Annotated in this window: 11 protein-coding genes; 6 read left to right on the top strand and 5 right to left on the bottom strand. The window is 67.5% G+C overall.

The window, feature by feature from the left end; genetic code table 11:
- The 4 genes from IV112_RS12585 to IV112_RS12570 form a co-directional block, all read right to left on the bottom strand.
- Nucleotides 1-3,732, bottom strand: coding sequence for a response regulator (locus IV112_RS12585; protein ID WP_304003841.1), 3,732 nt, complete (start codon nucleotides 3,730-3,732; stop codon nucleotides 1-3).
- 123 nt (nucleotides 3,733-3,855) lie between these two features.
- Nucleotides 3,856-4,950, bottom strand: a complete 1,095-nt coding sequence (locus IV112_RS12580; protein ID WP_304003839.1) for a calcium/sodium antiporter — start codon at nucleotides 4,948-4,950, stop codon at nucleotides 3,856-3,858.
- Nucleotides 4,947-5,510, bottom strand: a complete 564-nt coding sequence (locus tag IV112_RS12575; protein ID WP_304003837.1) for a DNA-deoxyinosine glycosylase — start codon at nucleotides 5,508-5,510, stop codon at nucleotides 4,947-4,949. The genes IV112_RS12580 and IV112_RS12575 overlap by 4 nt, the downstream gene beginning before the upstream one ends.
- Nucleotides 5,511-5,515: 5 nt before the next feature.
- Nucleotides 5,516-6,388, bottom strand: coding sequence for a tetratricopeptide repeat protein (locus tag IV112_RS12570; protein WP_304003836.1), 873 nt, complete (start codon nucleotides 6,386-6,388; stop codon nucleotides 5,516-5,518).
- A 306-nt stretch (nucleotides 6,389-6,694) separates the two neighbouring features.
- Between IV112_RS12570 and IV112_RS12565 the strand changes: the two genes are divergently transcribed.
- Together IV112_RS12565 and purL are read left to right on the top strand one after the other, a co-directional pair.
- Entirely contained in the window at nucleotides 6,695-7,099 is a 405-nt protein-coding gene (locus IV112_RS12565) for a hypothetical protein (protein WP_029143738.1), read from the top strand.
- An 89-nt stretch (nucleotides 7,100-7,188) separates the two neighbouring features.
- Nucleotides 7,189-11,238, top strand: coding sequence for a phosphoribosylformylglycinamidine synthase (gene purL, locus IV112_RS12560; protein ID WP_304003833.1), 4,050 nt, complete (start codon nucleotides 7,189-7,191; stop codon nucleotides 11,236-11,238).
- A 65-nt stretch (nucleotides 11,239-11,303) separates the two neighbouring features.
- Here the strand turns inward: purL and IV112_RS12555 are convergent, their stop codons facing one another.
- Nucleotides 11,304-12,209, bottom strand: a complete 906-nt coding sequence (locus IV112_RS12555) for a LysR family transcriptional regulator (protein ID WP_020165041.1) — start codon at nucleotides 12,207-12,209, stop codon at nucleotides 11,304-11,306.
- Nucleotides 12,210-12,308: 99 nt separating this feature from the next.
- Here IV112_RS12555 and IV112_RS12550 point away from each other — a divergent pair, with 99 nt between their 5' ends.
- The 4 genes from IV112_RS12550 (at nucleotide 12,309) to IV112_RS12535 (ending at nucleotide 17,101) form a co-directional block, all read left to right on the top strand.
- Entirely contained in the window at nucleotides 12,309-13,319 is a 1,011-nt protein-coding gene (locus IV112_RS12550) for a YeiH family protein (RefSeq protein WP_304003831.1), read from the top strand.
- Nucleotides 13,320-13,547: 228 nt separating this feature from the next.
- Complete coding sequence (locus IV112_RS12545) at nucleotides 13,548-14,378, top strand: sulfite exporter TauE/SafE family protein (protein WP_304003829.1); 831 nt, start codon at nucleotides 13,548-13,550, stop codon at nucleotides 14,376-14,378.
- Between the two features lie 127 nt (nucleotides 14,379-14,505).
- Complete coding sequence (locus IV112_RS12540; protein WP_020165038.1) at nucleotides 14,506-15,285, top strand: GntR family transcriptional regulator; 780 nt, start codon at nucleotides 14,506-14,508, stop codon at nucleotides 15,283-15,285.
- 85 nt (nucleotides 15,286-15,370) lie between these two features.
- The gene (locus IV112_RS12535) at nucleotides 15,371-17,101 is read left to right on the top strand and encodes a fumarate reductase/succinate dehydrogenase flavoprotein subunit (protein WP_304003826.1); all 1,731 of its coding nucleotides are present in this window, start codon (nucleotides 15,371-15,373) and stop codon (nucleotides 17,099-17,101) included.
- Nucleotides 17,102-17,119 lie beyond the last annotated feature (18 nt).

The raw sequence follows: 17,119 nt of genomic DNA, 5'->3' as shown, positions 1-17,119 counted from the left end.
CTAGATGAGGTCCTCGACGCCGCTCGCGTCCGCTGCGCCAGCGGCGATCGCGGCGCGCAGCTGCGCCAGCTGCAGCAGGGCAGCGTCGAAGTCGTAGCGCTCCATCGCGCGCGACATCTGCCGCAGCACGGGCAGGATGTTGGCGGGCTGAGGGCGCGTCAGCAGGCGGGCGATCGCCTCCTGCGCGTCGCTGTCGTTGCTGCTCAGCAGGGCGTGCAGCGTGTCCAGTTCGGTGGTCGAGGGTGGGGCGAGCGAGCCGGCGTCCGCCTGCACCCTCATTGCCTCGACGGTGGCGGCGAACACCGGTGTGCTGTCCGTCATCGCAGCGTCGATCAATGCCGGATCGCCGGCACGGCAGGCCATCTCCACGGCGCTCAGCGCCGTGCTCAGGGCACGCGCGCCGAGCGCGGCCGCGCTGCCCTTGTGCCGGTGAGCCAGCTGCCCGAGGGTGTCGAAGTCGCGATCTGCCCAAGCCTGCTTCAGCTGCGTCTGCGCGGTGTCCGCGCTGTCGAGGAACATGCCGAGCACGCGTCGATAGGTTGAGCTGGCGCCATTCATGCTGCGCAGCGCGGCGGCGGTGTCGAGCAGCGGCGCGGCTCCGGCAGTCGGCGCGGAATTGCCCGCGGCCTGCTCCGTCGGCGCTATGCTGCCCAGCCAGCGCGTCAACGTGCGCAGCAATTCGTCGACATCGACTGGCTTGGTCACATGGTCGTCCATGCCGGCGGCGCGCGTCTGCTCCCGTTCCCAGGGCATGGCACCGGCGGTCATCGCGATCACCGGCAGTGTGTTCAGTCGCTCGCGACGGCGTATTTCGCGGGTCGCTTCGAGGCCGTCCATCACCGGCATCTGCACGTCCATCAGCACGCAGTCAAATTCCTCCGCGTCGAGCCGTCGCAACGCCTCGGCACCGTTCTCGGCGACGGTGACCCGGACACCGGCGCCGGTCAGGATTTCGACGCCCAGCTCCTGGTTGATCGGATTGTCCTCGACCAGCAGCACGCGGCGTCCGCGCAGCGCGTCGCTGCGGAAGCTGCCGGGTGCGTCGCCGCTGCTGCCTTCGGCAGTGACCTGATGACCGAGCGCCGAAACGATGGCGTCGTAGAGCGACGAGGTGCTGGCCGGCTTGGTGAGTACGCCGGCGATGGCCAGACCGGCGCCGGCCTGCTGCAGGTCGTCCGCGCCATAGGCGCTCACCATAACGACCGCGGGAGGATGCGCGAGATCGTCGCAGGACTGCACGCGACGGATCAGTTCGATGCCGTCCATGCCCGGCATCTTCCAGTCGCACACCAGCAGCGCGAACGGTGGCCGGCTGCGCAGCAGTTCGAGCGCCTGCGGCCCTGACTGCGCGCGCTCGGTGCTCAGACCCAGATGTTCGAGGTCGCGGCAGAGGATCTGCAGCGCTTCCGGGTTGTCGTCGACCACCAGCACGCGACGCTTGTGCAGTGCCGACGGCAGCGTACGCCGGGCACTGTCCGGCAGCTCGCCGGTTTCGAAGCGTGCGGTGAAGGTGAAGGTACTGCCCTGGCCTTCCACGCTGTGCGCGCTCAGCGTGCCGCCCATCAGCTCGGCCAGGCGCCGGCTGATCGCGAGGCCGAGACCGGTGCCGCCGAAGCGCCGTGAAATCGAGGTGTCGCCCTGCATGAAGGGGCGGAACAGGCCGCCCAGCTGATCGGCATTCATGCCGATGCCGGTATCGCGCACGCCGAAAGCCAGCGTCGCATGCCGGTTGTCGCACGCAATGACGCGGCAGGACACCAGCACCTCGCCGCGCTCGGTGAACTTGATCGCGTTGCCGGCCAGATTGGTCAGTATCTGGCCCACGCGCAGCGGGTCGCCGACCAGCACCGGCGGTACGTCGGGCGCGACGTCGAACAGCAGGTCCAGGCTCTTTTCCTCGGCGCGCAGCGACACGACGGACAGCAGCGACTCGAATACGCGGTCCAGCCGGAAAGGCACCGATTCGATGGTGATCTGGCCCGCCTCGACCTTCGAGAAATCGAGGATGTCGTTCAGGATGCCCAGCAGCGCCACTGCCGACGCGTTGGCCTTCGATACGAAATTGCGCTGTCTGGCGGTCAGTTCGGTCTGCAGCGCCAGCCGCGTCATGCCGATGACGGCATTCATCGGCGTGCGGATTTCGTGGCTCATGTTGGCCAGAAATTCGCTGCGCGCCTGCGCCGCACTTTCGGCGGCGAGGCGCGCCGCGATCAGGGCCTGTTCCGCTTCCCGCCGTGGGGTGATGTCGATCGAGAAGGCGATGTAGTGCGCCGCACCGCCGCCGGCCGGCGGATCGAAATAGATGCCGATCTCGACCGGCACGACGCGGCCGTCGCCACGTCGCGCATCGGCCTCTATCCGTGCCTGGCCCTGCGCGCGCAGCGCCGGTTCGAGTGCGCTCAGGCGTGCGCCTGTGAAGTCGTCGATCACGCTGTGTGCCGGCATGCCGAGCAGACGTTCGCGCGGATAGCCGTAGAGCGTGCAGGCGTGATCGTTCACGTAGCTGAAACAGCCGCTGGCGGCGTCGATCCACTGGATCGCGACGCCCGCATGATCGAGCGCGAACTGGGTTTCTTCCAGCCGGCGATTGGCCGCTTCGAGCTCAGCCGTGCGGCTGGACACCAGTTCTTCGAGGTGGTCGCGGTGGCGCGCCAGTTCCTCTTCGGCCCGGGTGCGGTCGGTGATGTCGTTGAGTACCGTGATGTTGGGGTCGTCGGCCAGCATGCCGCCGATCTCGACGATCTTGCGGCTGCCGTCCTTGCAGGTCACCACATAGGGCCGGGCGCGCACCAGGCCGGACGCACCCTGCGCGCTCGCCAGCTCTTGCCCCCAGGTCTGCAGGACTTCGGCGCGATAGGCCGTGTCGGGGTAGGCCAGTCCGAACCAGGTGTGCGCGTCCGGAATGTCTTCGAGCGTATAGCCGAAGGTGTCCACGAAGCAGTCGTTCACGTACAGGATGCGGCCGTCGCGATCGAACAGGCTGATCGGCAGAGGCAGCAGGCGGATCACCCGCCGGAAGCGTTCGTTCGAACGTTCGAGTTCGGCGTTGCGCGCTTCAAGTTGCGTCACCATGGCGTCGACCGACTGCGTCAGCCGCTGCAGTTCGCCGAGGAAGCTCAGATCGCCCAGCGCGGTGGTGGACCGCCCGTGCCGTGCCACCTCGTCGGCGTGGCGTTCGACCAGGCGCAGTGGCTGCAGCACCATGCGCTGCAGCGCGACATAGAGCGCCAGCGTGAGTACCACATCGAGCAGAACGGTGAACAGCACCATGGTGGCCAGTGCGCTGCGCAGGTCCTGTTCGACGAAACGCGGACTGCCGATGACGCGCACCTGGCCGATGCGCTGTTCGCCGAAGGTCACCGGCTGCTCGGTGACGAACAGGCCCGTGCTGTCGATGTCGCCATCGACCGACTGCAGTTCCCAGTCCTCGTTGCGCTGCAGTGCAAAACGTGCGGTGTCCAGCTGCACGACGACGCCATAGATCGAGCGGTCGCGCATGCGGCTCTCCATCAGCTTGCGCACCTGCTCATACTCGAGATTCCAGGCCGCCGGCGCCAGCCCGACCGCGAGCTGATCGGCGGCCAGTTCGATCGAGCGTTCGAATTCTCCCTGCTCGGCGACGCTGTATGCGCGATACGCCAGCGCGCCGACCGCCGTCAGCAGCACCGACACGGTGGTGACGATGAGCACGATCAGCAGCCCTGCAATCGATGTCGGCCGGCGAAGCGTCATCGTTCACATGCACCTGTGCGGCGTACGGTCGGCAATGGCGTCGATCGGCTCATCTGTCCAGTATGCCTGCGGATTGCTTGCACGATGCTGACGGCGCGCGGATGCGGCGCGGAGGGCCGGTATCTAGCTCCTGGGCCGCCGCCAGTGGCGCACGCTGATCACGATCAGCGTCACCGCCGTCAACGGCAGCGCGATGGTCTGCATCACGAATGCGTAATCGGCGAGATTGTCATGGTCCTTGGCTGCCAGGATCAGATAGAGCGTGTAGGCACAGTAGTAGGCGAAGAAGAGGCCACCCTCCCAACGCGCGATCAGGTTGCCGGTGGCGAAGATGGGCAGGCAGGCGATGCAGACGGCCACCATGACCGGGATGTCGAAGGACAGCATGGCCGAGCCGAGGACGAGGTCGTCGGGTGCGACCACGGCGGAAAGGCCGAGCGCACCGAGCAGATTGAAGGTATTGCTGCCGACCACGTTGCCGACCGCGATGTCGCGCTGGCCGCGCAGTGCCGCGGTGATCGACGCGGCGACCTCCGGCAGCGAGGTGCCGGCGGCGACCACGGTGAGGCCGATCACCGTATCGCTGATGCCCAGATGACGGGCGAACACGATGGCGGCGTCGACCATCAGGTTGGAGCCGAGCACGAGCAGGCCGAGACCGCCTGCGATCAGGGCCAGCTGCACCGGCAGCTTGGCGTCCCAGGCCTCGGGATGGGCGGCGATCTCCTCGCTGTGCAGGCTTTCCGCGTACTCCTCGCCCAGGCCGGCGTTCTGACGACGGCTCTGCACGATCAGGAAGGCGGTGTAGGCAATCAGCAGACCGAACAGCAGACCGCCCTCAGCGCGCGACAGGCCGCCGTCCAGCGTCAGGCCGGCGAACAGCAGCGAGGCGCCGATCATGATCGGCACCTCCTGCCGTATCAGCTGCTTGTCGACCAGCAGCGGCGTGATCAGCGCCGACAGTCCGAGGATGAACAGCACGTTGAAGATGTTGCTGCCGACCACGTTGGCGACCGCCATATCGGTCTTGCCCGCCCAGGCCGATTGCACCGACACCGCCATTTCCGGCGAACTGGTGCCGAAGGCGACGATGGTGAGCCCGACCACCAGCGGCGAGATGCCGAAGGACAGGGCCAGTTTCGAGGCGCCGCGCACCAGAAGTTCGGCGCCAGCGATCAGTGCGCCCAAGCCGAGCGCGAACAGGAGCAGGGTGGTCATGTTTGAACGGTGTCGGTTGAAAGCGGCGCTTCGACCGCGGACGCGCACAGGGGTTGCAGCGCCGCACGCCAGTGCGCGAGCTTTTCCTGAGCACCCATGCCGGCGTGCGCCGGGCTGGTCGAGGGCAGGCGCAGCAAATCCAGCGCCCGCACAGGGGTCCGCAGATGCGGCATCACGTCGCGGCGGAAGTGCTTTTCCGCCGTGCCGCCATTGAACGCGATGCGCACGATGCCCGGGTGCGCATCGAAAAAGGCGGCAAAGTCGTTGGCCTGCGCGCTGCGGACGTCGATCGCGGCGTCCAGGCTACCCGCGCGCTCGCAGCTTTCGAGCACGTCCCACAGCGCAATGCCCGCGCGGGTCAGTGCGCGCAGCCGCTCGGCGTAGGGCAGGTCGGGACCGGCGCCGAACAGCGCGCCCATGATGGGCCAGAACTGGTTGCGCGGATGGGCGTAGTAGCGCTGCGCGGTCAGTGAGGCCACGCCGGGCATGGAGCCCAGGATCAGCAGGCGCGCGGTGGCCGGGTCGGCCACCGGCGGAAAGCAGCGTACCCGTTCCGCCATCGTGGTCAGCGATTGAGGACGGCGGCCAGTTCGCGTCGGTAGCGACGCACCCGTTCGTCGTCCGAGCCGAGCAGCGCGAACAGGTCGAGCAGGGCGCGACGGCCGGCGTCGTCCTCGAAGCTGCGGTCGCGGCGGACCACTTCCAGCGCCTGTTCCATCGCTTCCTCCCATTGTTCGCGCGCGGCGAGCTCTGCAACGAAGGCGAGGCGGGCGCTCAGGTCGCCCGGATTGCGCGCGATGCGGGCGGCGTAGTTCTCGTCGCCGTCGCCCGGCTGGCGGCGTGCGATGGCGATGCGCGCATACAGCGTGCCGATGCGAGCACGGTCTTCCTGCTCATAGGGCAGCGCGTCGAGCGCGGACTGGGCGTCGTCGAGCCGGCCGAGCGCAATCAGTGCCTCGACCCGGCCGAGCACCGCCGGTTCGAATCCCGGATCGATGGCCAGTGCGCCCTGGAACAGGCCGAGCGAGGCGGTGGCATCGCCGCGGGCGAGCGCGGCCTGCGCCTCTTCGAAGGCGGACAGGGCGGGTGACGGCAGCAGCGCGTCCATGAAATCGCGCAGTTCGCGGTCCGGCAGAACGCCGGTGAATTCATCGACCACCACGCCGCCAACAAAGGCCTTCACGTTGGGGATGCCGCGCACGCCGAAGCGGCGCGCCAGTTCCGGGTTGTCGTCCGAATTGATCTTGGCCAGACGCACCCGGCCGGCGTAGTCGGCGGCCAGCGCCTCCAGTCTGGGGGTCAGGACACGACAGGGCTGACACCAAGGCGCCCAGAAGTCGACCAGTACCGGCATGCGCTGCGATACGTCGATCACGTCGCGCTGGAAATTGGTCAGGTTCGCGTCGATCACGTCGGGGAGGGGGACAACGGCGGACATCGTGCTTCGGCTCCTTTTCGCGCGGCGCTCGCGTGCCGGCAAGCCGGTCGGCGTGCGGGTGCAGTGCCCGGGCGAGCATGCCGCAGATGCAGATGCTATTGCGAAGCGGGCGTCTTCCGCCAGTTCAGCGCGTCCGACAGCCTCGGGTGGTGTTCTCCTACATGGCGTGCCCCGACGTCTTACGCGCCATCAGTGCCGCGGCGGCTAGGCTGAAGTCATCGGGGCGCGGCCCTGGTTGTGCTGCCTCTGAAACATCCGACGGCCTCGTTTGACGGGGCCTTCATCAAACGAATCAAGGAGTGTCCAATGAAGACTCAAGCCCGATTGCTGACCGTGCTGTGCTCGATGGCCCTGACTGCTTTCTCGATGCCTGCCGCATCCGCCGACGTCGAAGACCGTATCGAGGCGCAGACCGAGGCTCAGTACGACGCGGCGAAGAAGCGCGCCGACATGGATTACGAAGCGGCGAAAACCCGCTGCGACGCGCTCGATTCGAGCGCCAAGAAGACCTGCGTCAAGGAAGCCAAGGCGGCGCGTGAGTCGGCCATGGCCGACGCCAAGGTGAGACGCAAGGCCGGCGAAGAGCGGGCCGATACCGCCGAGGACCGCCTCGAAGCCCAGTATGCGGCCGCCAAGGCCCGCTGCAATGAAATGAGCGGCAACGCCAAGGATGCGTGCGTCGAGCAGGCCAAGGCCCGCTTCCAGCAGTAAGCGCGCAGGGGCAGCGGGCGGGGCGAACCCGTATAATCGGGTTTTATCCGCGCACACAGGTGCGCGGCCCACTTCCCCGCTGTCCTTTCATGGCCCATCTCCTCAAGCTCCGCGGCTCGCCCGCATACTCCGCCGCGCGTCTGGCGCGCCTGTCCGACGAATGCCGCACTGCGCTTCCCAAGCTGCGCGAGCTCACCGCCACCCAGTATTTCTTCGTTGAATGCACGGCGCAGCCGTCGGCCGACGAGCTGAACAAGCTGTGCGCGCTGCTCAATGCGCAGCCGGCAGCCGCCGTCGAGGGCGATGCCCTGCTGGTCACGCCGCGTCTGGGCACGATTTCGCCGTGGTCGTCTAAGGCGACTGATATCGCGCGCAACTGCGGCCTGGACAGCGTGCAGCGCGTCGAACGCGGCGTGCTGTACGAGCTGGAACTGGCTCGCGGTCTGCTGGGTGGTGGTCCCGACGATGCCGAACGCGCAGCGCTGGCCGCCTTGCTGCACGACCGCATGACGGAATCGGTGCTGACCTCGCTCGACGACGCCGACGCGCTGTTCAGCCACGTCGCGCCGCGCCCGCTGGTCAGCGTATCGCTGGCCGACGGCCGCCGCTCGCTGGAGCGCGCCAACGCCGAACTGGGTCTGGCGCTGTCCGACGACGAAATCGATTACCTGCTCGACGCCTACACCAAGCTGGGCCGCGACCCGACCGACGTCGAGCTGATGATGTTCGCGCAGGCCAATTCCGAGCACTGCCGGCACAAGATATTCAACGCCAGCTGGAACATCGATTACGCGACGCAGGACATGAGCTTGTTCGGCATGATCCGCGAAACCCATCGCGCGACGCCACAGCACACCGTGGTTGCCTATTCGGACAACGCGGCGGTGATCGAGGGCGCCACCACGGCGCCGGTCGACCGCTTCTACCCGGATCGCAATGGCCGCTGGGGCTGGCATTCCGAACCGATGCACTTCCTGGCCAAGGTCGAGACGCACAATCACCCGACCGCGATTTCGCCCTTCCCTGGTGCCGCCACCGGCGCTGGCGGAGAAATCCGCGACGAAGGCGCAACCGGCCGTGGCGCGAAGCCTAAGGCCGGTCTGGCCGGCTTTTCGGTGTCCAACCTGAACATCCCCGGCTTCGAACAGCCTTGGGAGCGTGTCGACGGCGAGCTCTACGGCAAGCCGGAGCGCATCGCCTCTGCACTGCAGATCATGATCGACGGCCCGCTGGGCGCTGCCGCCTTCAACAACGAGTTCGGCCGCCCGAATCTGGCGGGCTATTTCCGCACCTTCGAACTGCCCTTCATGGGCGAGATGCGGGGTTATCACAAGCCCATCATGATCGCCGGCGGTATCGGCAACATCGCCGCGCGTGACGCGCTGAAGATCGAGTTCCCGGCTGGCACCAAGCTGATCGTGCTGGGCGGCCCGGCCATGCTGATCGGCCTGGGTGGGGGGGCTGCATCGAGCATGACCACCGGCACCAATACCGCCGACCTCGACTTCGCGTCGGTACAGCGCGGCAACCCGGAAATCGAGCGCCGCGCGCAGGAAGTGATCGACCGCTGCTGGCAGATGCAGGAGGAAAACCCCATCCTCGCCGTGCACGACGTCGGTGCCGGCGGCTTGTCGAACGCACTGCCCGAACTGGCGCACGGCGCCGGCCACGGTGCCTGGTTCGACCTGCGCGCCATCCACAGCGAAGAGTCGGGCATGAGTCCGGCCGAGCTGTGGTGCAACGAATCGCAGGAGCGCTACGTACTGGCGATCGCGCCTGAGCGTATCGATGAATTCCGCGCGCTGTGCGAACGCGAGCGCTGCCCCTTCGCCGTGCTCGGCCAGGCGACGTCCGACGGCCAGCTCACGGTGGCCGATCCGCTGTTCAACACGAAGCCGGTCGACATGTCGATGGACGTGCTGCTCGGCAAGCCGCCGAAGATGCACCGCACGGTGCAGCGCCGCCCGGCCTACGCGCCGCCGATGGACGTCGCCGGCTACGACCTGAAGGACGCCGCCTACCGCGTGCTGCGCATGCCGGCGGTGGCGAGCAAATCCTTCCTGATCACCATCAGTGACCGCTCGGTCGGCGGCCTCACGGCGCGCGACCAGTTCGTCGGCCCGTGGCAGGTGCCGGTGGCCGACGTCGCCGTCACCACCGAAAGCTTCACCGGCTATCGCGGCGAAGCGTTCGCGATGGGCGAACGCACGCCGGTGGCGCTGCTCAGCGGACCGGCGTCCGGCCGCATGGCGATCGGCGAGGCCATCACCAATCTGGTCGCCGCCGACGTGCGCAGCTTCGAGCGCATCAAGCTGTCGGCCAACTGGATGGCAGCGGCCGGTCACAAGGGCGAGGACGCCGCGCTGTTCGATACGGTGAAAGCGGTGGCCATCGATTTCTGTCCGGCGCTGGGTCTGGCCATTCCGGTCGGCAAAGACAGCCTGTCGATGAAGACGCGCTGGACCGAGGGCGAGGCGCAGAAGGAAGTGGTGTCGCCGCTGTCGCTGGTCATCACCGCCTTCGCCGGCGTCGAGGACGTGCGCAAGACGCTGACGCCGCAGCTGCTGATCGACCCCGAAGTCGATACCGAACTGCTGCTGCTCGACCTCGGCCAGATGAAGAACCGCCTCGGCGGTTCGGCGCTGGCGCAGGCCTACGGCGTGGTCGGCGAACACGCGCCCGATGCCGACGCCGTGCTGCTCGGCCGCTTCCTGCCGGCGATCAACCGGCTGCGCGACGCCGGCCTGGTGCTGGCCTACCACGACCGCTCGGACGGCGGCCTGTTCGCCACGCTGTGCGAAATGGCTTTCGCCTCTAAGGTGGGCCTGTCGATCAATCTCGACACGCTGGCCTACGACCCGCTGCTGGTCGACGTCGATTCGCTGGCCAAGAAGCCGGACGCGGTGCGCGGCCGCTTCAACGACCGCACCTTCACCGCGCTGTTTGCCGAAGAACTGGGCGCGGTGATCCAGATCCGCGTGGACCAGCGCTCGCAGGTGATGGACATCCTGCGCGAAGCGGGTCTTTCCGGCGTCACGCACGGCATCGGCAGCCCGAATGACCGCGACGAGATCCGCCTCTGGCACAACGCCAAGGTCATCTTCAGTGAGCCGCGCGCCGAACTGCAGAAGGCGTGGACCGAAACCAGCCACCGCATCGCACTGCTGCGCGACGACGCCGACTGCGCGCGCGAAGAGTTCGCGCTGCTCGACGACGCTGCCGACAACGGCCTGTTCGCGGCGCTGACCTTCGAGCCGCAGGAGGATGTTGCTGCGCCGTACATCGGAAGCGCCGGGCCGTCCCAAGCTTCCGATACCCCCTCGGGGGGTGGCGGGCGCTTGAGCCCGCCTGGGGGCCCACACATCAGCAAGGGCGTGCGGCCGCGCATCGCCATCCTGCGCGAGCAGGGCGTGAACGGTCAGGTCGAGATGGCTGCGGCCTTCGATCGCGCCGGCTTCGACGCGCAGGACGTGCACATGTCCGACCTGATGGCCGGCCGCGTCAAGCTCTCTGACTTCAAGGGTCTGGCGGCCTGCGGCGGCTTCTCCTACGGTGATGTGCTCGGCGCCGGTTCCGGCTGGGCGAAGTCCATCCTGTTCCACCCGGAACTGCGTGACGCCTTCGCCGCCTATTTCGAACGCGAGGACACTTTCGCGCTGGGCGTCTGCAACGGCTGCCAGATGATGAGCCAGCTGCGCGACATCATCCCCGGCGCCACGCACTGGCCGCGCTTCGAGCGCAACCGCTCGGAGCAGTTCGAAGCGCGCTTCACCATGGTCGAAGTGGCGGATTCGCCGTCCATCCTGTTCCGCGGCATGTCCGGCTCCAAGCTGCCCATCGTCGTGTCGCACGGCGAAGGCCGCGCGGTGTTCGACGACGAACAGGCGCAGTCGCTGGCGCAGGTCGCGATGCGCTACATCGACCACGACGGCGCCATCGCCACGCGCTACCCGCGCAACCCGAACGGCTCGCCGGCCGGCATCACCTCGGTCACCACCGACGACGGCCGCGTCACCATCCTGATGCCGCACCCGGAACGCGTGTTCCGCAGCGTGCAGATGAGCTGGCATCCGGCGCACTGGGGCGAGGACAGCCCGTGGATGCGCATGTTCAGGAACGCGCGGGTGTGGGTGGGTTGATCCACGCGTTGATGCAGTGAAGAAGCCGGCCGCGAGCCGGCTTCTTCATTTCGGGCCTGTGATACTCACTCGACGGCCGCGTCCGTGGCCGTGTGTGAGTCAGCGATCAGCGCTTCGAAGGCGAGGGCGGCGGGGCTGATCGGGCGCTCGGGCAGGCGGATGCGGTAGAGCGTGCGCTGGATCGCGGCACCGCCCGGATGCAGCCGGCGGATGCGGCCGAGCGCCAGCTGGTCGCGCGCGCAGATGCGCGGCACCATGCCCAGACCGCGGCCGGCGGCCACCGTCTGCACGATGGCTTCGTTGCTGCCCACCTCGATGGTGCGCGCCGGCGTCAGGCCCATCTCGTCGAGTACGCGGTCGGTGGCGGCACGACTGCCGGAGCCGCGTTCGCGCACGATCCAGCTGTGGTCGACCAGATCGGCCGGCCGCAGCACGCCGCCGGTCGGCAGATCGGCGTCGCGCGGCGCGATGATGACCATTTCGTCGCGTCGCCAGATGCGGCGATTCAGTCGCGCGTCGTCGACCTCGCCCTCGACCAGCGCCACATCGACCCGGCAATCGAGCAGCAGATCGGCGATCTGCCGCGTGTTGCCGCTGATCACCTGCAGCTCGACGTGCGGATGGCGGGCGTGGAAATCGACCAGGAAGGGCGGCAGCCAGTAGGTCGCAATGGTGGTGCTCGCACCCACGGTCAGACGCCCGCGTTCGAGCGAACTGTAGGCGCGGATGGTTTCGGTCGCCTCGCGTTCGAGCGCCAGGATGCTGCGCCCGTACTCATAGAGCGCCCGACCGGATTCGCTCGGCCGGAAGGTCTTGCCGCGACGGTCCAGCAGCACCGTTTCGAGCTGGGATTCGAGTTCGCGCACCGCTTTCGAGACGGCAGGCTGAGTGATGTCCAGCGCCTCCGCGGCACGCGAAAAGCTCTGGACTTCGACGACCTTCACGTAGATGCGCAGAAGATGCAGGTTCATGCATTACCCAGGGTAATCGATCAGTGATTTGCATGATATAGAAGAATGAATGGCGCGCCGCTTACGCTGCACTCACTTTCCTGCAGCCGCGACGCATCCATGAATTCGACCACCGCCCTCACTGCTTCCAGCCTGCCGACCGGTCTTGTCGCGTCGGTGGCCGTTGCGGCTGCCGCGGCGGCGCTGTCGGCCGTGCCGGGCGTGTCGGCGCACGGTTTTGGCTGGCTGCCGCTGGCGGTGGCGCTGGGCATCGTGGTCGGCAATCTGTGGCCGGCGCTGCCGACGCGCGGCGCGGATGGATTCCGGCTGGCGCGCGGCACGCTGATGCGCGCCGGCATCGCGCTGTACGGTCTGCGCATCGGCATCGACGAACTGGGCAGCGTGGGCTGGAGCGGGCTGGCGATGGCGCTGGTCATCGTGCTCAGCACGCTGGCGCTGGCGCTGGCGCTGGGCCGCCGGCTCGGTCTCGACACCCAGGCGGCGGTGCTGATCGGCTGCGGCAGCGCGATCTGCGGTGCGGCGGCGGTGGCCGCGGCCGACAGCGTGATCGGCGCCCGCGCACGCCATGTGTCGGCGGCGGTGCTGGCGGTGGTCGTGTTCGGCACGCTGGGCATGTATCTGCTGCCGCTGCTGCGACCGCTCAGCGGTTTGGACGACGCGTCATTCGGCCTCTGGGTCGGCCTCTCGGTACACGAACTGGGCCATGTCGTCGCCGGCGCTGCCGCGGCCGGACCTGAGGCGGCGGCCAGCGCGCTGGTCGAGAAGATGATGCGCGTGATGCTGCTGGCGCCGGTGGTGATGCTGATCGCCGCCGGGCTGCGCGCGCCGGGCGCCACGTCGCTGCGCAGCCCGGGCGTGCCGCTCTTCCTGTATGGCTTTGTCGTGATGATGGCGCTCAACGCGTCGGGGCTGTTGCCGCTGTGGCTGCAGGCCGCCGGAGCGGAAGCCGCGCAGGCGCTGCTCGCGGTCGGTCTGGCGGCGCTCGGTGCCAACACGCGGCTGGCCGACATGGCGCATGCCGGCTGGCGCGTGTGGGCACTGGCCGCGCTGCTGTGGCTGTGGCTGCTGCTTGCCGGCTTCGGCCTGGTCAGCCTCGGAGCACTGGCATGAACGCACGCAAGCAGGGCGTCGCCGAGGCCGGCGCACCGTGCCGGGCTGTCGTGGTGCTGCACATGAACCGCCACGCACTGACCGAAGCCGCGACGGCAAAGGGTTTGACGACCGGCGCGTGGCGTGTGCGCGAACTGGTCCGGCTTTTGCTCGACATGACCTGTTATGACAGGTTGGACGCGGACGCTGCCGAATTCGCAGGTGGTCCGTCCCGCCGGGGAGAACCGATTGGATGCTTCGCTGCTGAACACGCTGTGGCCGGACCGCTCGCTCGCGAGCTGGTCGGTGATTGCCGGCGCGGTGATCGCCGGCGGCGTGCTGCGCGGCATGACCGGCTTCGGCGCCGCGCTGCTGATGGCGCCGCTGCTCTCTACGGTGGCGTCGGCGCGCGACACGCTGTGCATCGTGACGCTGCTGAACGCACTGCCGCTGACGCACGCACTGGCGCCTTCGGTGCGCCGGCTGGTCGATCACCGGGTGCTGCTGCCGATGCTGGGCGCCGCCTGCGCCGGCATTCCATTCGGGCTGTGGCTGGTGAGCGTGCTGCCGGCACGACTGTTCGGCCAGGTGATCGGCGTCGCGGTGATCGCCAGTGCGGCGGTGCTGCTGACCGGCGCCCGTCTGGTGCGTGGTCGCAGTCAGGCGGGCTCGATCTCTGCGGGTCTGTTCAGCGGCGTGCTGACCGGCTTCGGCGGTGTCGGCGGACCGCCGGCCATCCTCTATCTGTTGGGCGTCGAAACCGACAGTCACCGGGCGCGCGCGAGCTTCCTCGTCTATTTCGGATGTCTTTACCCGCTGGCGCTGATCGCCATCGTGCTGTCGGGCATGTTCGGCCTGTCGCTGCTGCTGCAGGGGCTTTTGCTGGCGCCGCTTTTTCACGGCGGCGGGCTGCTCGGCGAGCGGCTCTACCGGTGGCTGGACCCGCGTCATTTCCGTCGCGTCGTGCTGTGCCTGCTGATGGCGACCGGCGCGCTCGCAACTTGGCCCGTGCATGCGGTCGCACTGGTGCAGGGCACTGTCGCGGTGCAGCAATGCGGTGCGTCCGACAGCCGGTGCTGAAGCGGTTGGTCGTCGTAAACCGCAGTCAAATCAACGATTTCTGAACATGTTGTGCGGAGCGAAAAAATTGGCACTGACTTTGCATGACATGACCCGTCATAACAGGTTCTTGAACAGGAGCTCGAACATGGCACCCCACCGCAAGCAGATCGCGCCCCCGGGCGCGGCGGAGGTCGAGGACGCGCTGTCGCCGGTATCGCAGATGCCGCTGTACACGCAGATCCGCGAAATCCTGCGCCGGCGCATTCTCGACGGCAGTTACCCGCCGCATTCGCAGATGCCGTCGGAAAGCCAGATGATGTCGGCATTCGATGTCAGCCGCATCACGATACGGCAGGCACTGGGCGACCTGCAGAAGGAGGGGCTCATCTTCAAGGTGATGGGCAAGGGCAGCTTCGTTGCCAAGCCCAAGGCCTTCCAGAGCCTGTCGCGGCTGCAGGGTTTCGGCGAGGCGATGTCCACCTCCGGCTACGAAACCTACTCGCTGCTGCTCAGCGCGAAGCCGGTCGCCGCCAGTGCCGTGGTGGCGCAGCGGCTGCAGCTGAAGCCCGAGGCGCCGGTGTTCGAGATACAGCGCCTGCGTTACCTGAACCGCGAACCCATCTCGGTCGACGTGAGCTACTTCCCGCCGGACATCGGCGAGCGGCTGACGCAGGAAGACCTGGCCACGCGCGACATCTTCGTCATTCTCGAAAACGACCTCGGCCGCAACCTCACGCACGCCGACGTGCAGATCGAGGCGATCTCGGCCGACGAGTCGCTGGCCCGTCATCTCGACATCGCCGAGGCCTCGCCGCTGCTGCGCATCGAGCGCCTGACCTGGGCTGACGACCGGCCCATCGATTTCGAATTCCTCTACTACCGCGGCGATGCCTTCCAGTACCGCCTGCGCATAGACCGAAGTTGATCCACCGCTGGAAAGTACGCAGGAATTCTTCGTTCGCAACGGCGCGCCCTGGCGCGACAGTGCAGCCCCAAATCAAGGAGAGAACATGAAACGCATCGACATGGAATTCGACCTCGTCGTCATCGGCGGTGGTACCGGCGGCCCGATGGCCGCCGTCAAGGCCAAGGAGAAGAACCCCAAGCTGCGCGTGCTGCTGATCGACAAGGCCAACGTGAAGCGCTCGGGCGCCATCTCGATGGGCATGGACGGGCTCAACAACGCCGTCATCCCCGGGCACGCGACGCCGGAGCAGTACGTCAAGGAAATCACCATCGCCAACGACGGCATCGTCGACCAGGAAGCGGTGATGGCCTACGCCGCCAACAGCTTCGACATGATCAACGAGCTGGACCGCTGGGGCGTCAAGTTCGAGAAGGACGAAACCGGCGACTACGCGGTGCGCAAGGTGCATCACCTGGGCAGTTACGTGCTGCCGATGCCCGAAGGTCACCACATGAAGAAGATCCTCTACCGCCAGTTGAAGAAGGCACGCGTCGAGGTGACCAACCGTGTGGTCGTCACCCGCGTGCTGACCGGCGAAAGCGGCGAAGTGGTCGCGGTGATGGGTTTCGACTGCCGTACCGCCGACGTCTATGTCATCCGCACCAAGGCGGCGGTGCTCAGCACCGGCGCGGCCGGCCGCATCGGTCTGCCGGCCTCCGGCTACCTGATGGGCACCTACGAGAACCCGACCAACTGCGGTGACGGCCACGCGATGGCCTATCACGCCGGGGCCGACCTGGCCAATCTCGAGTGCTTCCAGATCAATCCGCTGATCAAGGACTACAACGGCCCGGCCTGTGCCTACGTGACCGGCCCGTTCGGCGGCTTCACCGCCAACTCCAAGGGCGAACGCTTCATCGAGTGCGACTACTGGAGCGGCCAGATGATGATGGAGTTCTACTTCGAACTCGAAGGCGGCAACGGCCCGGTGTTCCTCAAGCTCGACCACCTCGCCGAAGAAACCATCAGCGAAATCGAGCACATCCTGCACACCAACGAACGTCCGAGCCGCGGCCGCTTCCACGAAAAGCGCGGCAACGACTACCGCAAGCAGATGGTCGAGATGCACATCTCGGAAATCGGCTTCTGCAGCGGCCACAGCGCGTCCGGCATCCACACCGACGCGCGTGGCGCGACTTCGGTGCCCGGGCTTTACGCCGCCGGCGACTGCGCCAGCGTGCCGCACAACTACATGCTGGGCGCCTTCGTCTATGGCCGGCTGTGTGGCGAGAACGCTGCCGCCTACTGCGCCGAGCACGGCCTGGGCGCGGTCAGCGCTGGCGACGTCGCGGCGGAGGAGGCGCGCATCCTGGCGCCGCTCGGTCGCACCGACGGCCTCACACCCTTCCAGATCGAATACAAGACGCGCCGCCTGGTGAACGACTACCTGCAGCCGCCCAAGATCACCCGCAAGTACGAGATCGCGCTGCGCCGCTTCGACGAAATCCGCGAGGACACCTCGGCCATGTTCGCCGCCAACCCGCACGAACTGATGCGTGCGATGGAAGCGCACTCCATCCTCGACTGCGCCGAGATGGCCGCGCGCGCCTCGCTGTTCCGCACCGAGAGCCGCTGGGGTCTCTACCACTACTTCGTCGATCACCCGGAGCGCGACGACGAGAACTGGTTCTGCCACACGCTGCTGAGCAAGGGCGAGGACGGCCGCATGCAGATGCGCAAGAAGGCGATCGAGCCCTACATCGTGCCGATCGATGACGAAGAGCGCAGTGCCTACCAGCGCCTGCGCGTCGCCCGCAACGCCGAAGCCGCCTGATTCCACCGACACATCCAT

It is taken from the genome of Methyloversatilis discipulorum (assembly GCF_018780585.1).
GTDB lineage: Bacteria > Pseudomonadota > Gammaproteobacteria > Burkholderiales > Rhodocyclaceae > Methyloversatilis > Methyloversatilis discipulorum_B.
Note: the sequence above shows the minus strand (reverse complement) of the source record. Positions and strands in the feature narration are given on the sequence as shown.